Here is a 14,712-nt window from a genome sequence, read left to right on the forward strand (position 1 = left end):
GCTGCTTAGCTCACTGAGAGCAGTGAGTTGGCACGCTGTTCGTTTTCATCCACGCTGTGGATGACCTTCATTTGCATTTCAAAACGGCGGGCGTTGGCGATCATGTCAACCATGGTCTCCATCGGCTTGACGTTGCTGCCCTCCAGCACGCCCGGCATCACCCGCACCTGCGGATCGTTTTGCAACTGATTGCCGCGCTGCTGTTGGGTTTCCGGCGTCAGGCGGAACAGCCCGTCGTCACCACGCATCACTTCGCGCGCATCGGCCTTCACCAGCTTCAGGCGGCCAATCTGCGCGATGGTGTTCGGCGGATCGCCGGCGTTCAGCGCCGAAATGGTGCCGTCGGCCGCGATGGTGATCTCCGCCGACGGCGGCACCTCGATCGGCCCGCCGTCGCCCATCAGCGGCATCCCCTGCACCGTCAACTGCCCGGTGGAGGAAATCTGAATGTTGCCGTTGCGGGTGTAAGCTTCACCGCCGCCCGGCAGGCTCACCGCCAAAAAACCATCCTGCTGCAGCGCCACGTCCAGCGGGCGCGCCGTGTAGTTCAGCGCGCCTTGGCTCATGTCGGCGCCCGGCGTCGACGCGGTCACCAAGGTGCGTGTCGCCAGGCTCGGCCCGTCGACCGGCACCGCGCGCAACGCGGCAAGCTGGGCGCGAAAGCCCGGCGTCGACGCATTGGCCAGGTTGTTGGCGGTAATGGATTGCTGTTCCAGCGTTTGGCGCGCCGCGCCCATCGCGGTATAAATCGCGTGATCCATAACTCGGCCCTATTAGCGCAGGCTAACCAGCGTCTGCAGGATGGAGTCCTGCGTCTTGATGGTCTGGGCGTTGGACTGGTAGTTACGCTGTGCGACGATCATGTTCACCAGCTCCTGGCTCAGATCGACGTTGGAAGATTCCAGCGCACCGCTGGTCAGCTTGCCGAAGCCGCCGCCGCCCGACAGACCAACGCGTGGCTGGCCGGACGCGCCGGTTTCCTGCCAAACGTTATCGCCCTGCGACGCCAGCCCTTCCGGGTTGGAGAAGTTGGCCATGACGATCTGGCCCAGCACCTGGGTCTGCTGGTTGGAGTAGATCCCAACGACGGTGCCGTCGTTGTTAATTTGGAAGTTGGTGTATTCACCGGCGGCATAGCCGTCCTGCGCCACCTTGCTCACCGAGTCGCTGCCTACGTTCTGCTGCATGCTGCCGGCGAAGCTCAGGGTGAAGTTTTGCGCCGGCGCGCCGTCTTTGGCGGTCATCGGGATCACCATGCTGAACTCGCCCGGCGCGCCGTTGGTGCTGGTGGTTTTCACCAGATTACCGCTGGTGCTGAACTCCATGGTGCCGGCGTTCACTGGCGCCGCGCTGCCGTCCTGGGTGTAGACCTGCCATTTGTTGTCTTCGGTCTTCACAAAGTAAGCGTTGATGTTGTGCGCATTACCCAGCGAGTCGTAAGCGGTGATGGTGTTGACGTAGTTGTAGCTGTCCTGCTTGGTCGGATCGAAGGTCTTGTTTTCCGGCACTTTATGGGTGGACTTCAGGTTAGTCACCATCTCGCCGGAGGTGGACGCCTTGGCGTTCATCATGCCTTCAGGAATGCTCAGCGGCACCGGGTTGGCGCCCTGCTGGATGGTCGGCGGGGAACCGGCCGCCGGGTAACCGGTCAGCTGCAGGCCCTGCATGTTGGTCAGGTTGCGGTTCTCGTCCAGTTTGAACTGGCCGTTGCGGGTATAGAAGATGCCGCCGTCTTTATCCTGCATGCGGAAAAAACCGTTGCCGTTGATGGCCACATCCAGCGCGCGGCTGGTGCCGGTGGTGGTGCCGCCCTTGAAGTTCTGGGTGATGCCGGACACTTTGACGCCCAGCCCGACCTGCGAACCGGCGAACATGTCGGCAAAGGAGACGCTGCCGGATTTGAAGCCCGCGGTTGCGGAGTTGGCGATGTTGTTACCGATCACGTCCAGGTTGGTTGCTGCCGCGTTCAAGCCGCTGACTGCCTGAGAAAAGGCCATGTTATTCTCCGAATAGTGGTCAGGCTATCGTCCGATTGAGCCTGATGCTTAGGGTTATAAGATCTGTCGCACGTCTTCCAGGGTGGCGTTGCCCGCCAGGCCGAGATCCAGCTTGGCGCCGTTGCCGTCGCGGATCACGCCGTTCACTAGCCCGAAGTGCAGGCTGCGCGCCACCAGCTGCTCGCCGTTGCCTTTGGCGTTAATCGCCACTTTGTAGGCGCCGTCGGGCGCGGTGGAGCCGTCATCCAGCGAGCCGTCCCAGGTGAAGGCGTGCACGCCGGCGGTCAGGCCGCCAATTTCAATGGTGCGCACCACCTGCCCGCTGGCGTTGGTAATGGTGGCGGTCACCTGATCGGCGGCGCGCTCCAGTTCCACGCCGAACGGCGTGGTGCTGACCTTGCCGTCCTTGCTGCCGACCAGAATATTGTTGCCCGGCACCATCACGCCGTGACCGATCAGCGCGGTGGCCTGCAGCGACTGGTTGCTATTGATCTGGCCGGAGATCGACCCCAGCGTGGTGTTGAGTTTTTCGATGCCCTGAACGGTATTGATCTGCGCCAGCTGCGACGTCAGTTCGTTGTTCTGCATCGGGTTGGTCGGATCCTGGTTTTTCAACTGCGCGACCAGCAGCGTCAGGAAGCTGTTGTGCAGATCCTGGCTGTTGGTGGTCTTGCTGTTGTTACCGATGACGGTGTTGTCCAACGACTCGTTGGTGGTTGCGGCGATAGCCATGGAAATCTCCGGTTACTGACCCAGCGTCAGGGTTTTCATCATCATCGACTTGGTGGTGTTGAGCACCTCGACGTTGGCCTGGTAGCTGCGGGAAGCGGAGATGGTGTTGACCATTTCCCCCACCACGTCGACGTTCGGCATGCGCACATACCCCTTGGCGTCCGCCAGCGGGTTGCCCGGCTGATACACCAGGCGCTCGGGCGCCGGATCGTCCACCACCTGGGCGACGCGCACGCCGCCGGTCGGCTGCCCTGGCGCCGCCGCGACCTGGAACACCACCTGCTTGGCGCGGTAAGGTTCACCGTCCGGGCCGGTCACGCTGTCGGCGTTGGCCATGTTGCTGGCGCTGACGTTCATGCGCTGGGATTGCGCCGATAACGCCGAGCCGGAGATATCAAAAATATTCAGTAAAGACATGCGCCTTATCCTTGTTGCAGCACGGACATCATCCCTTTGATCTGCCCGTTGAGCAGCGTCAGGTCGGTCTGATATTTCAGGCTGTTATCGGCAAAGTTGGTGCGTTCGCGATCCATGTCCACCGTGTTGCCGTCCATCGACGGCTGATCCGGCACTCGGAACAGCAGATCGAGCTGTGGCGGCTGCAGGGTCTGCGCCGGGATGTGGCGCGCCGCCGTCAGGTTCAGCGCCATGCCGTTGCCGCTGACGCGCCCCTGCTCCAGCACCTTGTTCAATTGGCTGGCGAAATCGATATCCCGCGCCTGATAACCCGGCGTGTCTGCGTTGGCGATGTTGGCGGCCAGAATTTCCTGCCGCTGGGCGCGCAAGTTCAGCGCCTCTTGGCCAAAGCGCAGAGCCGCGTCCAGTTTGTCGAGCATGCTCCCTCCGCGAGGTTAGAATTTGGAGTCGACAGCATAAACGCCCCCTGCGCCACCCTATCGCGGGAATAAACGCAAAATGGGGCGCTATTTATCTGCTTAGCCTGCGCGCGCTGCGGGTACACTTACGCGTATCCCGATGAAGCTTGAGAAGATGACGATGAAAGGTAAAATGCTGCTGCTTATCGGCCTGCTGTGCAGTCTGAACGCGCGCGCCGACGATCTGGCGACGCAAATCGAAAGCTTCATCCAAGGCAAGTTCAGCGGCGAACCGGTACAGGTAAAAGTGCGGGTGCGCACGCCGCCGAACCAATGGCCCGCTTGCGAACTGCCGCAGCTGTCGCTGTCGCCCAACGCGCGGATCGGCGGCAACGTCAGCATTTCGGCGCGCTGTGGCCAGGAGCGGCGTTTTATCCAGACGCAGGTGCAGGTGTTCGGCCGCTATCTCGTTTCGGCGCGCGGCATCAGCGCCGGCAGCCGGTTGACGGCGGCGGATCTGACGTTGAAACAGGGCCGGCTCGATACCCTGCCGCCGCGCGCGCTGACCGAAGCGGGCAAAGCGTTAGGTGCCGTCAGCCTGCGCAACATCAGCCCCGGTCAGCCGCTGACCCTCGCCATGCTGCGCCGCGCCTGGATTATCAAGGCTGGGCAACCGGTGCAGGTCAACGCACAGGGCGAAGGATTCAGCATCAGCGGTGCGGGTAAGGCGATGAACAACGCCGCCGCCGAAGACAGCGTGCGGGTACGCATGGCCTCCGGGCAGATCGTCAGCGGCGTGGTCGGGGACGACGGCGCGATCCGCATTACGTTATAAAAAAGTAAAGGTTCCGCCAACCTTGCCGATAAGACAAATCAAGCAGCATTTTATTGGCCACCAGGGCCGCAACACTTTCATTGCAGCGTCGTCGCCCGCGAGCGGTCACGGCGTAAACGGAGATGGACCATGAGTATCGATCGCACCCAGCGGTTACAGCCGGTTTCCACTGTGCAACCGCGTGAAACCCCGGCCGACAACCCGCTCCAACCGCGCAAGGCCGCCGTGGCAGAAACCGCCGTCAGCGGCACGCAGGTCAAACTGAGCGAAGCGCAGGCGCGCCTGATGCAGCCGGGCACCCAGGATATCGATATGGGTCGGGTCGAGGCCATCAAACAGGCGATCCGCAACGGTGAACTGAAGATGGACGCCGGCAAAATCGCCGATGCGCTGCTGCAAGACGCGCAGAGCGATGTTCAATGGATCGCCGGACGCGACTGACAGCGCGCGGCGAATAGCGGTAAAGGATAAGTCATTACTATGGAAAAGCTGGCACAACTGCTGGATAAACTGTTGGAAACGCTGCAGGCGCTCAATGGCGTGCTGGAGGAAGAGCACGACTTGCTGTGCTCCGGCCAGTTGCCGGGCGTGGCCTTGCAGCGCGTCACCGATGCCAAAAGCCAACTGCTGGCGACGGTCGCTTATCTCGAGCAACAGCGCCTGGGGCAGGAAAAAACCTGCGGGCAACGCGCGCCCTATGCCAGCCAAGCGCCCCTGGCCGATCGTTGGCAGCGCGTTCAATTGCTGAGCCAAACGCTGCGCGAAAAGAACCAGCACAACGGTCTTCTGCTCAATCAGCAGATCGACCATAACGCTCAGGCGCTAGCCATCCTCAGCAAAAACAACAAATCGCTGTATGGCCCGGACGGCCAGTCGCACGCCGGCAGCCTGCTCGGCAGAAAAATCGGCGTTTGACCTGACTCATTTGCCCGGTGAGCCTATCACCGGGCATGCGTTTACCGGCTTCTGCGCATCCCGTCGCATTTTCTCCCTATCACTCTTTGAATTCACTTAAGGCTTTGCGTCAGGCTGCGCATGGCGTGAATTTGGCTGTTTCTTTCTCTTTGGCCGCTTGTCACCCTGTGGTTATTTTTAAACCACTTGAAATATACCCTTAGAGGGTATAGATTCGCAGGGAGAGCGAATGGCCGACATTTATCTCACCAAAACCTTTCAGGGTTTTGCCGCACGCGAGCGCATTAGCGACGCCACGATAGTGAAAGCGGCGCGAGAGATGCAACATCAGCTGTACGATGCCAATCTTGGCGGTTGCGTATACAAAAAGCGCATCGCTCGGGCTGGTGCGGGCAAACGTGGCGGCTATCGGGTACTGATCGTTTTTCGTGATGAAGACCGCCTGTTTTTTATGCGCGGCTTTGCCAAAAGTGAGAGAGAAAACATCAGTGCGGATGAGTTACAAGGATTGAAGCATCTGGCTGCGCTGTATCTGGATTATTCGCCATTCAGACTCTACCAGCTGGTCAACAACAAGGAATTACGGAGGCTAAGCGATGAGTAAAATTCTTGCCGAGATCCACCAGGAAGTTCAGGGCCTGCATCGCGCCGGTTTCGTCGATGACGTGACCATGCGCACCTTCGACATGCTGTGCCTGCGGCCGGTGAAACAGTTCGGGCCGGCCGAGATCCGCGCGCTGCGCGAACGGGAAAACGTCAGTCAGCCGGTGTTTGCGCTGTATCTCAACGTCAGCAAAAAAGCGGTGCAGAAATGGGAGCGCGGCGAAGCGCAACCGAACTCCGCCGCGATGAAACTGCTGACTCTGGTGGAACGCAACGGCCTGCAAATTCTGGCCTGATGTTACTGATAATTGACGATCACCTGATTGCCAATCACCCGCAGCGGCGGATTCAGCCCGCCTTGCGACTGCACGTAATAGACAAAGCGCAATTCCGCATTGGCCGGTTCGCCCTGCAGACCATTGCTGCTGCCGCTGCCGCCGCCCAGTGGAATGCAGCGGTTTACCGTGCAGAGCTGGGCCTGCAGCCCCACGGGCTCCGGCCCCAGCAAACGGTAGCGCCAGCTGACGCTGGTGATGCGCGCATGGGCATCCGGCAGCGCGTTCGGCGGCCGCAAAGCGGCGGATTCATCGCGCATCCCGCCCTGTTCCAGCGTGACCCCCGCCCCTTCAGCGACCCAGGAACCGGACACCGCGCCAGCGGCGAGCGGAGCCAGCAAACAAAATACGAACAGACAGCGTTTCATCAGGCCGCTCCGATGGTCGAGGTCATGCGAATCTGGCGATCGTCGTTGATCTCCAGATTGGACAGCACCACGATCTGCGGCAGGCTGCGACGCAGGAAGCGCGCCAGCAAGGCCCGCAGCGCATGGTTGACCAGCAGCACCGGCGGCGCGCTGAGCATTTCTTGCCGCTGCAACGCCTGGCGTGCCTGATCCAACAGACGATCGGCCAGCCCCGGCTCCAGGCCGCCGCCGCCCTGCAACGCCTGCAGCAACAGACGCTCCAACTGGGTATCCAGGCCGATAACCTGAATCTCGCCGTTGCCCGGGAACCACTGCTGCGTGATCGCCCTGCCCAGCGCCACTCGCACCACGGTGGTCAATTCATAAGGATCGCTCTGCGCCGGGGCGTGTTCCGCCAGCGTTTCGACGATGGTGCGCATATCGCGAATGGAAACGCGCTCGGCCAACAGATTTTGCAGCACTTTGTGCAGCGTCGTCAGCGACACCACGCCCGGCACGAAGTCTTCGGTCAGCTTCGGCATCTCCTGCGACACGCGATCCAACAGCTGTTGGGTCTCCTGGCGGCCGAACAGCTCGCTGGCGAACTGGCCGATCAGGTGATTGAGGTGTGTCGCCACCACGGTGCTGGCCTCCACCACGGTAAAGCCCTGGATCTGCGCCTGCTCGCGCAAGGCGCTGTCGATCCATACCGCCTCGAGCCCAAAGGCCGGATCGACGGTTTTGTCTCCCGCCAGCTCGCCTACGGCGTTGCCGGGGTTGATCGCCAGCCAGCGGCCCGGCTGCGCTTCACCGCTGCCGATCTCGACGCCTTTCATCAGGATACGGTAGCTGGCAGGCGGCAGTTCCAGGTTGTCGCGAATGTGCACCACCGGCGGCAGATAGCCCATGTCCTGGGCGAATTTCTTGCGGATGCCGCGGATACGGCCCAGCAGTTCGCCGTTCTGCTGAAAATCGACCATCGGAATCAACCGGTAGCCCACCTCCATCCCCAGCGGATCTTCCAACTGCACGTCGGCCCAGCTGGCTTCGGCGGCCTGCGGATTCTCCGGCATCACCGGATCTTCCACCGTTTTCGGCGCCTGTTGTTCACGGCCGCGCAGCCACCAGGCGAGGCCCAACAGAGCCGCGGTAAACAGCAGGAACACCAGGTTCGGCATGCCCGGCACCAGGCCCAGCAGGCCCAGCACTCCGGCGCTCAGCAACATCACGCGCGGATTGTTGAACAGCTGGCCCACCATCTGCTCGCCGACGTCCTGATCGGTCGCGACGCGGGTGACGATGACGCCGGCGGCAGTGGAGATCACCAATGCCGGGATCTGCGCCACCAGGCCGTCACCGATGGTCAACAGCGTATAGCTTTCCGCCGCCGCCCCCAGCTCCATGCCGTGTTGCACCACGCCGACCAACAGGCCGCCGACTACGTTCAGCACCATGATCATCAGGCCGGCGATGGCGTCGCCGCGCACGAATTTACTGGCGCCGTCCATCGAGCCGTAAAAGTCGGCCTCCTGGGTCACTTCGGCGCGCCGTTTCTTCGCTTCGTCTTCACCGATCAGGCCGGCGTTCAGATCGGCGTCGATCGCCATCTGTTTACCCGGCATACCGTCCAGCACGAAGCGCGCGCCCACTTCGGCGATACGCCCCGCACCTTTGGTGATGACCATAAAGTTAATCAGCACCAGGATGATGAACACCACGATGCCGATGGCGAAGTTGCCCCCCACCAGAAAGTGGCCGAAGGCTTCAACCACGCGGCCGGCGGCGGCGGAGCCGGTGTGCCCCTCCAGCAAGATGATGCGCGTCGACGCGACGTTGAGCGACAAACGCAGCAGCGTGGAGAACAGCAGGATGGTCGGGAAGGCGGCGAATTCGAGCGTGCGCTGGGTGAACATCGCCACCAGCAGCACCATGATCGACAGCGCGATGTTGAAGGTAAACAGCAGGTCGAGGATAAACGCCGGCAACGGCAACACCATCATCGACAGGATCAGCAGGATCAGCACCGGGCCGGCCAGCACCTGCCACTGCGTATCTTTAAAATTGCCCGGCAAACGAAGCAGGGAGGCCAAATTAGCCATCAGAGTCACTCTCTCTTGCAAAATCCAGTGCTTCCGGCACCGGTAAACGTTCAGGTTTTTTCGGGATCAGGCCGCCCTCGCGCCGCCAGCGGCGCAGCTGGTACACCCAGGCCAGCACTTCGGCGACCGCGGCATACAGAGTGGCCGGAATATGCTGGCCGATCTCGCTGTGCCGATACAGCGCGCGCGCCAGCGGCGGCGCCTCCAGCATCGGGATGCGGTGTTCCGCACCGAGTTCGCGAATGCGCAAGGCGATTTCGCCGGCCCCTTTGGCCAGCACTTTCGGCGCACTCATTTTTTTGTCGTTGTACTGCAACGCGACGGCGTAGTGCGTCGGGTTGGTGACGATCACGTCCGCCTTGGGCACGTCGGCCATCATGCGGCGCCGGGCGATCGCCCGCTGCTGCTGACGAATGCGCCCCTTCACGTGCGGGTCCCCTTCCTGGTCTTTGAACTCGTCGCGAATATCCTGCTTGGTCATCTTCAGCTTCTTGAAGTGACTCCACAGCTGATAAAACACGTCGAACGCCACCATCGGCGTCAATCCCAGCACGACCAGAAAGCCACAGAACAGAATCATCTGCAGCGCGTTGCCCAGCGCATCGAGCGGCTGCTGAGTCATCAGATGTAGCATCGCCGCCCAGTTGTGCCACAGATAGAGGCCGGTCACCCAACCGACCAGCGTCGCTTTCAGGATCCCTTTCAGCAGCTCGGCCAGCACCTGGCTGGAAAAGATGCGCTTCAACCCGGATAGCGGGTTCAGCCGCTTCAAATCGAATTTGATCGACTTGCCGCTGAACAAAATGCCCCCCAGCAACATCGGCGCGGCGAGCGCCACCAGCACCAGCCCCGCCATGATCGGCAGCAGCGCCAGCACCGCCTGGCGCAGCAACATGCCCAATTGGCGCAGCATCTGTTTATCGTTGCTGACCATGCCGTGATCGAAGTTCAGACCTTGCGTGAGCATCGCCGCCAGCTGTTGCGCCATGTTGCTGCCGGACATCAGGATAATCGCGAGGCCTGAGAGCAGCATCAGTACCGAGGTCAGCTCGCGCGAGCGCGGGATCTGGCCGTCTTCACGCGCCTTCTCCAGCCTGTGGGGCGTGGGGGCCTCGCTTTTTTCCAGATCGCTGTCTTCAGCCACGAAACGCCGTTCCTGTGTCGGGAGGGTAAAGAATGGCGGTCAGCATGCCAAAAAATTGGCGATGTCATTGGCGGAACAACGGGGAAAAAGGCGGGTTATTTAGGGGATGAGACCAAAACGACGTGGCTTGTTGTCGGGGCGCGCCGTCGCGCGCCCCGAAAGGCCTCAGAAACCGAGGCTGTCGAGCAGATCGTCGACCTGCGCCTGATTGGCGATCACGCCGACGCCGTTCTGGTCGAGCTGCGGGCCGTTCAGCAGGCTGTCGTTCGGCCGTTTTTCCTTCACCGGCTGCTCCGGCATGTTTTCCATCAGCACCATCAGCAGCTGCTTTTCGATCTCCTGCACCACGTCCATCATGCGCTTGATCACCTGACCGGTCAGATCCTGGAAGTCCTGCGCCATCATGATCTCCAGCAGCTGGGCGTTGGTGAAAGCCGTATGGCCCGGCACCTGATCCAGATACTGGCGCGTGTCGTTGACCAGAGAACGCGCGTCGTCCAGTTCGATGGGATTGGCGAACCACTCGTCCCAGCGCCCTTTCAACGCGTTGGCGCCGGATTCCAGCTCCGCCTGGCGCGGTTGCGCCGCCTCCACGCAGTTCAACGCCCGTTCCGCCGCCTGCGCCGTCATGGTTACGACATAGTCAAGACGGTCGCGCGCATCCGGGATCGCCTCTGCCGCCTGGGCGATCGCCTGATCGAGCCCCAGTTCGCGCATGCTGTCGCGCAGCATTCGGGTCAGTTGGCCGATGCGGGAGATGATCTCTCCCGCGGTCGCTGCATCGCTGGCAGGCATTGGAATGTCTCTCATCGCCCTCTCCTTACATGCCCAATTTTTCAAAAATCTTGTTGAGCTTTTCTTCCAGCGTCGCCGCCGTAAATGGTTTTACTACATAACCGCTGGCGCCGGCCTGCGCCGCCGCGATGATATTTTCTTTCTTGGCTTCCGCGGTCACCATCAGTACCGGCATCGCGGCCAGCGCGCTGTCGGCGCGGATGGTTTGCAACAGCTCAAGCCCGTCCATGTTCGGCATGTTCCAGTCGGACACCACGAAGTCGAAACCGCCGGCGCGCAGCTTGTTCAGCGCATCCGCGCCGTCTTCAGCTTCTTCGACGTTGTTGAAGCCCAGCTCTTTGAGCAAATTTCTGACGATGCGGCGCATGGTGGAAAAATCGTCCACAACCAGAAATCTGAGGTTCTTGTCTGCCATTGTTACTCCTGAAATAGTTAACCGTTTAATGATGCAACACCGCAGGCCGCCGCACGGCGAACCTGGGTCATATCGCCGCCGGGAAGACCCTGCGGACTGAAATCAAATGCGCAATGCCTGGCCGCCGGCGATCTGCGCCAGCATGCGCTGGCTCATTCTGTCCAGCTCGACCACTTCGCTGACGCCGCCGCTGGCGATCGCCTCGCGCGGCATGCCGAACACCACGCAGCTCGCCTCGTTCTGCGCCAGGGTATAGGCCCCGGCGCGATGCATCTCCAGCATCCCCGCCGCGCCGTCGTTGCCCATGCCGGTGAGGATCACCCCCACCGCATTGCGGCCGGCGTATTGCGCCACCGAGCGGAACAGCACGTCGACCGAGGGGCGATGGCGGTTGACCGCCGGGCCGTCATGCAGCTTCACCTGATAGTTGGCGCCGCTGCGCGTCAGCTCCAGATGGCGGTCCCCCGGCGCGATATAGGCGTGGCCCGGCAGCACGCGCTCGCCGTCCTCCGCTTCTTTCACCGTGATCTGGCACAGCTTGTTTAGCCGCTCGGCGAACGAACGGGTGAAACCCGGCGGCATGTGCTGGGTGATCAGCAGCGCCGGACTGGTGGCCGGCAGCGGCTGCAGCACCTGGCGGATCGCTTCGGTGCCGCCGGTGGAGGCGCCGATGGCGATCAATTTTTCACTGCTCAGCAGCGGCGCATGGCTGAGGATCGCCGGCGCCGGGCTGCTGGAGCGCTGAGGCAGGCGCGCTCTGGCCGCAGTGCGGATCTTCTCGGCAATCAGCTCGCTGTAGGCCAACATGCCCTCGCGAATGCCGAGTTGCGGTTTGGTGACGAAATCCACCGCGCCCAGTTCCAGCGCGCGCAGCGTGATTTCCGAGCCTTTGCCGGTCAGCGAAGAGACCATCACCACCGGCATCGGCCGCAGGCGCATCAGCTTCTCGAGGAAATCCAGCCCGTCCATGCGCGGCATCTCGACGTCCAGCGTCAGCACCTGAGGATTAAATTTTTTGATCAGATCGCGCGCCACCAGCGGATCCGGCGCGGTCGCCACCATTTCCATGTCGGGATGGCCGTTCACGATTTCCGTCATCAGCTGGCGCATCAGTGCCGAATCGTCTACGCATAACACTCTGATTTTACTCATTACCTCTCCTTGGTCAGCCCATACACGGTCTGCCCACGCAAGTAGAAATCCCGGCTGATCTGGCTGAAATTCTCGGAGTGGCCGGCGAACATCAGCCCCCCCGGCTTAAGCAAGGGAACGAAGCGGCGCAGGATGCGCTCCTGCGTCGCCTTATCGAAATAGATCATGACGTTGCGGCAAAAAATGGCGTCGAATTGCCCCGGCAGCGCCCACTCCGGCGCCAGCAGATTCAGCGGCTGAAAGTTCACTCGCGCCGCCAACTCCGGCCGCACGCGCACCAGCCCCTGATGCGGACCGGTGCCGCGCAGAAAATAGCGCTGCATTTGGGTCGGCGTCAGGGTGCGCAGATCTTCCTGGCGGTAAACGCCCGCCTCCGCTTTTTCCAGCACCTGCGTATCGATGTCGCTGGCCCAGACCTGGCAACTGCCGGCACGCTGCCCCAGGGCATCGCTCAGCGTGATGGCGATCGAATACGGCTCTTCGCCGGTCGAGGCCGCGGTGCTCCAGACGCTGTAGCCGTTCGGCCGCGAGCGCGCATGCTCCGCCAGGATCGGGAAGTGATGCGCCTCGCGGAAAAATGCCGTCAGGTTGGTGGTCAGCGCGTTGATGAACGCCTGCCACTCCGCGCTGTTCGGATCGCTTTCCAGCAGCGCCAGATAATCGCCGAAATCGTGCAATCCCAGCAGCCGCAACCGGCGCACCAGACGGTTGTAAACCATCTCGCGCTTATGCTCCGCCAGCACGATGCCGGCGCGTTGATAAATCAACTGGCTGATACGGCGAAAATGCACGTCCGACAGCGGCAGGCGCTGCACCATTTGCGTCAACATCGACGCAGTATCCCGGTTAGAAGTTGACGGCGCCTGTTTCATGCCGCCTCACCGGAGTAAAACGTGCTGCTTATGCGGTTTGACAATCTTGGGCTTCCTTTACCACGGGTGAAACTGCGTTGTTGCTGTTACCTGGCGCGACGAAGTTATCGTCCGCCAGACGGAATACCGCGACCGCGTCGGCCAGGGTAATAGCCTGCTCTTCCAGCGCGGTGGCGGCAGAGGCGGATTCTTCCACCAGCGCGGCGTTCTGCTGGGTAACCTGATCCATCTGGGTCACCGCCTGCGTCACCTGCTCGATGCCGCGGCTCTGTTCATCCGAAGCCGACGCGATCTCGCCCATGATGTCGGTGACGCGCGTCACCGAACGCACGATGTCCTGCATGGTGGCGCCGGAATTTTCCACCAGCACCGAGCCGTGTTTGACACGGCTGACCGATTCGTCGATCAGCACCTTGATCTCTTTCGCCGCCTGCGCGCTGCGGCTCGCCAGATTGCGCACTTCACCGGCGACCACGGCGAAACCGCGCCCCTGTTCACCGGCGCGCGCCGCTTCCACCGCCGCATTGAGCGCCAGAATGTTGGTCTGGAAGGCGATGCCGTCGATCACGCTGGTGATGGCGCCGATTTTCTGCGAACTGTTGGCGATATCGTGCATGGTGGTGACCACGTCCCCGGCCAGTTCGCCGCCCTTGGCCGCAGTGGCCGAAGCGTCGCGCGCCAGCTGAGAGGCCTGCCGCGCATTGTCGGCGTTCTGTTTCACCGTCGCGGTCAGCTGTTCCATGCTGGCGGCGGTTTCTTCCAGCGAAGCGGCCTGCTGCTCGGTACGGGAAGAGAGATCGTTATTGCCTTCGGCGATCTCCTGCAGGCCGATCAGAATCGACTCCGCACCGTCGCGCACCGCGCCGACGGTACCGATCAGTGACTGCTGCGTGCGTTGCAGGCTGGCGAACAACATGCTGATTTCATTGCGGCCATACACCTGAATCGGCGTCGCCAAATCGCCGGCGGCGATGCGTTCAAAGTGGCTGCGGATTTGGTTCAGCGGCTGTACCAACATGGTGCGCAACCACCACATGGCGCTGCCGGTCACCACGATCAGCATCAAGACCGCCCCCGCCAGCATCAGGCCCGCCAGCGTGAAGGAGAATTGGTTGGCGTCTCGAGCCTCGCTGATGTCACCGTTGACCAACTGCAGGTACTGCACGAAGTCAGCCTCAAACAGGTCCTGGGTTTTCTGCGTCGGCTGATCCATAAACGCCTGCAGCTCGCCCTTTTCCAGGAAACCGATCAGCTCACGCAGCGCGCCGCGCAGCCGCTCGTAGCTGGCCTTGGTGGTAGCCGTCTGCTGGTTCTGCTGTTCACTGCTGCGTTCAACCGCCATAAACTGATTGAAATAGAGATCGGCCTTCTGCAGCGAACTGCGGGCGCTGCTCATCAATTCGTTCACCTGCTCCTGCGGCAGTTTCAGCGCCGCGCGGGTGCCGGCGCGGTTCAGCGTATTGCGCGCCTGCAACAGCGACACCCAGCTCAGGCTGAGCGAATCGCGCTGCTGGCTGCCGAGGGTGATGATGTCGAGGTTGTGGTTATCGGAGCGAAACGCGGAATACGACAGGCCGCTGCTGGCCAACTGCAGAACGCAGAAGGTCATCAACAACAGGAACAAGCTGGTAGAGATACGGATTCGGTTAAACACTG

General features: G+C 61.7%; 18 protein-coding genes. 5 read left to right on the forward strand and 13 right to left on the reverse strand.

Annotation, left to right across the window (positions count from 1 at the left end):
- Positions 1-5 precede the first annotated feature (5 nt).
- The 5 genes from ACJ8IJ_RS02745 to flgB are packed head-to-tail and all read right to left on the reverse strand — an operon-like array spanning position 6 to position 3,565.
- Positions 6-761, reverse strand: coding sequence for a flagellar basal body rod protein FlgF (locus tag ACJ8IJ_RS02745; RefSeq protein ID WP_033632747.1), 756 nt, complete (start codon positions 759-761; stop codon positions 6-8).
- 12 nt (positions 762-773) lie between these two features.
- Complete coding sequence (gene flgE / locus ACJ8IJ_RS02750; RefSeq protein ID WP_004934822.1) at positions 774-1,997, reverse strand: flagellar hook protein FlgE; 1,224 nt, start codon at positions 1,995-1,997, stop codon at positions 774-776.
- A 54-nt stretch (positions 1,998-2,051) separates the two neighbouring features.
- Positions 2,052-2,729, reverse strand: coding sequence for a flagellar hook assembly protein FlgD (gene flgD, locus ACJ8IJ_RS02755; RefSeq protein ID WP_004934824.1), 678 nt, complete (start codon positions 2,727-2,729; stop codon positions 2,052-2,054).
- Between the two features lie 12 nt (positions 2,730-2,741).
- Positions 2,742-3,146 (reverse strand): flagellar basal body rod protein FlgC, encoded by a 405-nt coding sequence (gene flgC / locus ACJ8IJ_RS02760; RefSeq protein ID WP_004934826.1) that lies wholly within the window; start codon positions 3,144-3,146, stop codon positions 2,742-2,744.
- A gap of 5 nt (positions 3,147-3,151) precedes the next feature.
- Complete coding sequence (gene flgB, locus ACJ8IJ_RS02765; protein WP_015378256.1) at positions 3,152-3,565, reverse strand: flagellar basal body rod protein FlgB; 414 nt, start codon at positions 3,563-3,565, stop codon at positions 3,152-3,154.
- A 160-nt stretch (positions 3,566-3,725) separates the two neighbouring features.
- Between flgB and flgA the strand changes: the two genes are divergently transcribed.
- The 5 genes from flgA to ACJ8IJ_RS02790 all read left to right on the forward strand — a co-directional run bounded on the left by flgA (position 3,726) and on the right by ACJ8IJ_RS02790 (position 6,193).
- The gene (flgA, locus tag ACJ8IJ_RS02770) at positions 3,726-4,379 is read left to right on the forward strand and encodes a flagellar basal body P-ring formation chaperone FlgA (RefSeq protein WP_004934829.1); all 654 of its coding nucleotides are present in this window, start codon (positions 3,726-3,728) and stop codon (positions 4,377-4,379) included.
- A 129-nt stretch (positions 4,380-4,508) separates the two neighbouring features.
- A complete protein-coding gene (flgM, locus tag ACJ8IJ_RS02775) occupies positions 4,509-4,820 on the forward strand; it encodes a flagellar biosynthesis anti-sigma factor FlgM (protein WP_004934832.1) in 312 nt (103 codons plus the stop codon).
- 39 nt (positions 4,821-4,859) lie between these two features.
- Complete coding sequence (locus ACJ8IJ_RS02780) at positions 4,860-5,294, forward strand: flagella synthesis protein FlgN (RefSeq protein WP_004934835.1); 435 nt, start codon at positions 4,860-4,862, stop codon at positions 5,292-5,294.
- 229 nt (positions 5,295-5,523) lie between these two features.
- Positions 5,524-5,898, forward strand: coding sequence for a type II toxin-antitoxin system RelE/ParE family toxin (locus ACJ8IJ_RS02785; protein WP_004934837.1), 375 nt, complete (start codon positions 5,524-5,526; stop codon positions 5,896-5,898).
- Positions 5,891-6,193: a helix-turn-helix domain-containing protein gene (locus ACJ8IJ_RS02790; RefSeq protein WP_015378258.1), complete on the forward strand. Its 303-nt coding sequence runs from the start codon at positions 5,891-5,893 to the stop codon at positions 6,191-6,193. The genes ACJ8IJ_RS02785 and ACJ8IJ_RS02790 overlap by 8 nt, the downstream gene beginning before the upstream one ends.
- Positions 6,194-6,195: 2 nt before the next feature.
- On the opposite strand, the gene ACJ8IJ_RS02795 is transcribed toward ACJ8IJ_RS02790, so the two are convergent.
- The 8 genes from ACJ8IJ_RS02795 to ACJ8IJ_RS02830 all read right to left on the reverse strand — a co-directional run bounded on the left by ACJ8IJ_RS02795 (position 6,196) and on the right by ACJ8IJ_RS02830 (position 14,710).
- On the reverse strand, positions 6,196-6,600 hold the full coding sequence (locus tag ACJ8IJ_RS02795; RefSeq protein ID WP_015378259.1) for a flagellar protein FlhE: 405 nt from the start codon (positions 6,598-6,600) through the stop codon (positions 6,196-6,198).
- A complete protein-coding gene (flhA, locus tag ACJ8IJ_RS02800; protein WP_021504090.1) occupies positions 6,600-8,678 on the reverse strand; it encodes a flagellar biosynthesis protein FlhA in 2,079 nt (692 codons plus the stop codon). The genes ACJ8IJ_RS02795 and flhA overlap by 1 nt, the downstream gene beginning before the upstream one ends.
- Positions 8,671-9,822 carry a flagellar biosynthesis protein FlhB gene (gene flhB, locus ACJ8IJ_RS02805; protein ID WP_047730459.1) on the reverse strand — a complete coding sequence of 384 codons (1,152 nt, stop codon included), beginning with the start codon at positions 9,820-9,822 and terminating at the stop codon, positions 8,671-8,673. The genes flhA and flhB overlap by 8 nt, the downstream gene beginning before the upstream one ends.
- 165 nt (positions 9,823-9,987) lie before the next feature.
- Positions 9,988-10,632 (reverse strand): protein phosphatase CheZ, encoded by a 645-nt coding sequence (gene cheZ, locus ACJ8IJ_RS02810; RefSeq protein ID WP_004934858.1) that lies wholly within the window; start codon positions 10,630-10,632, stop codon positions 9,988-9,990.
- Between the two features lie 10 nt (positions 10,633-10,642).
- Entirely contained in the window at positions 10,643-11,032 is a 390-nt protein-coding gene (gene cheY, locus ACJ8IJ_RS02815; protein ID WP_004934862.1) for a chemotaxis response regulator CheY, read from the reverse strand.
- A gap of 102 nt (positions 11,033-11,134) precedes the next feature.
- Complete coding sequence (locus tag ACJ8IJ_RS02820) at positions 11,135-12,184, reverse strand: protein-glutamate methylesterase/protein-glutamine glutaminase (protein WP_004934865.1); 1,050 nt, start codon at positions 12,182-12,184, stop codon at positions 11,135-11,137.
- On the reverse strand, positions 12,184-13,056 hold the full coding sequence (gene cheR, locus ACJ8IJ_RS02825) for a protein-glutamate O-methyltransferase CheR (RefSeq protein WP_025159837.1): 873 nt from the start codon (positions 13,054-13,056) through the stop codon (positions 12,184-12,186). The genes ACJ8IJ_RS02820 and cheR overlap by 1 nt, the downstream gene beginning before the upstream one ends.
- A 28-nt stretch (positions 13,057-13,084) precedes the next feature.
- On the reverse strand, positions 13,085-14,710 hold the full coding sequence (locus tag ACJ8IJ_RS02830; RefSeq protein WP_004934871.1) for a methyl-accepting chemotaxis protein: 1,626 nt from the start codon (positions 14,708-14,710) through the stop codon (positions 13,085-13,087).
- Between the last annotated feature and the right edge of the window lie 2 nt (positions 14,711-14,712).

Origin of the sequence: Serratia sp. CY40230 (assembly GCF_052168835.1) — a bacterium.
Lineage (GTDB): Bacteria > Pseudomonadota > Gammaproteobacteria > Enterobacterales > Enterobacteriaceae > Serratia > Serratia nematodiphila.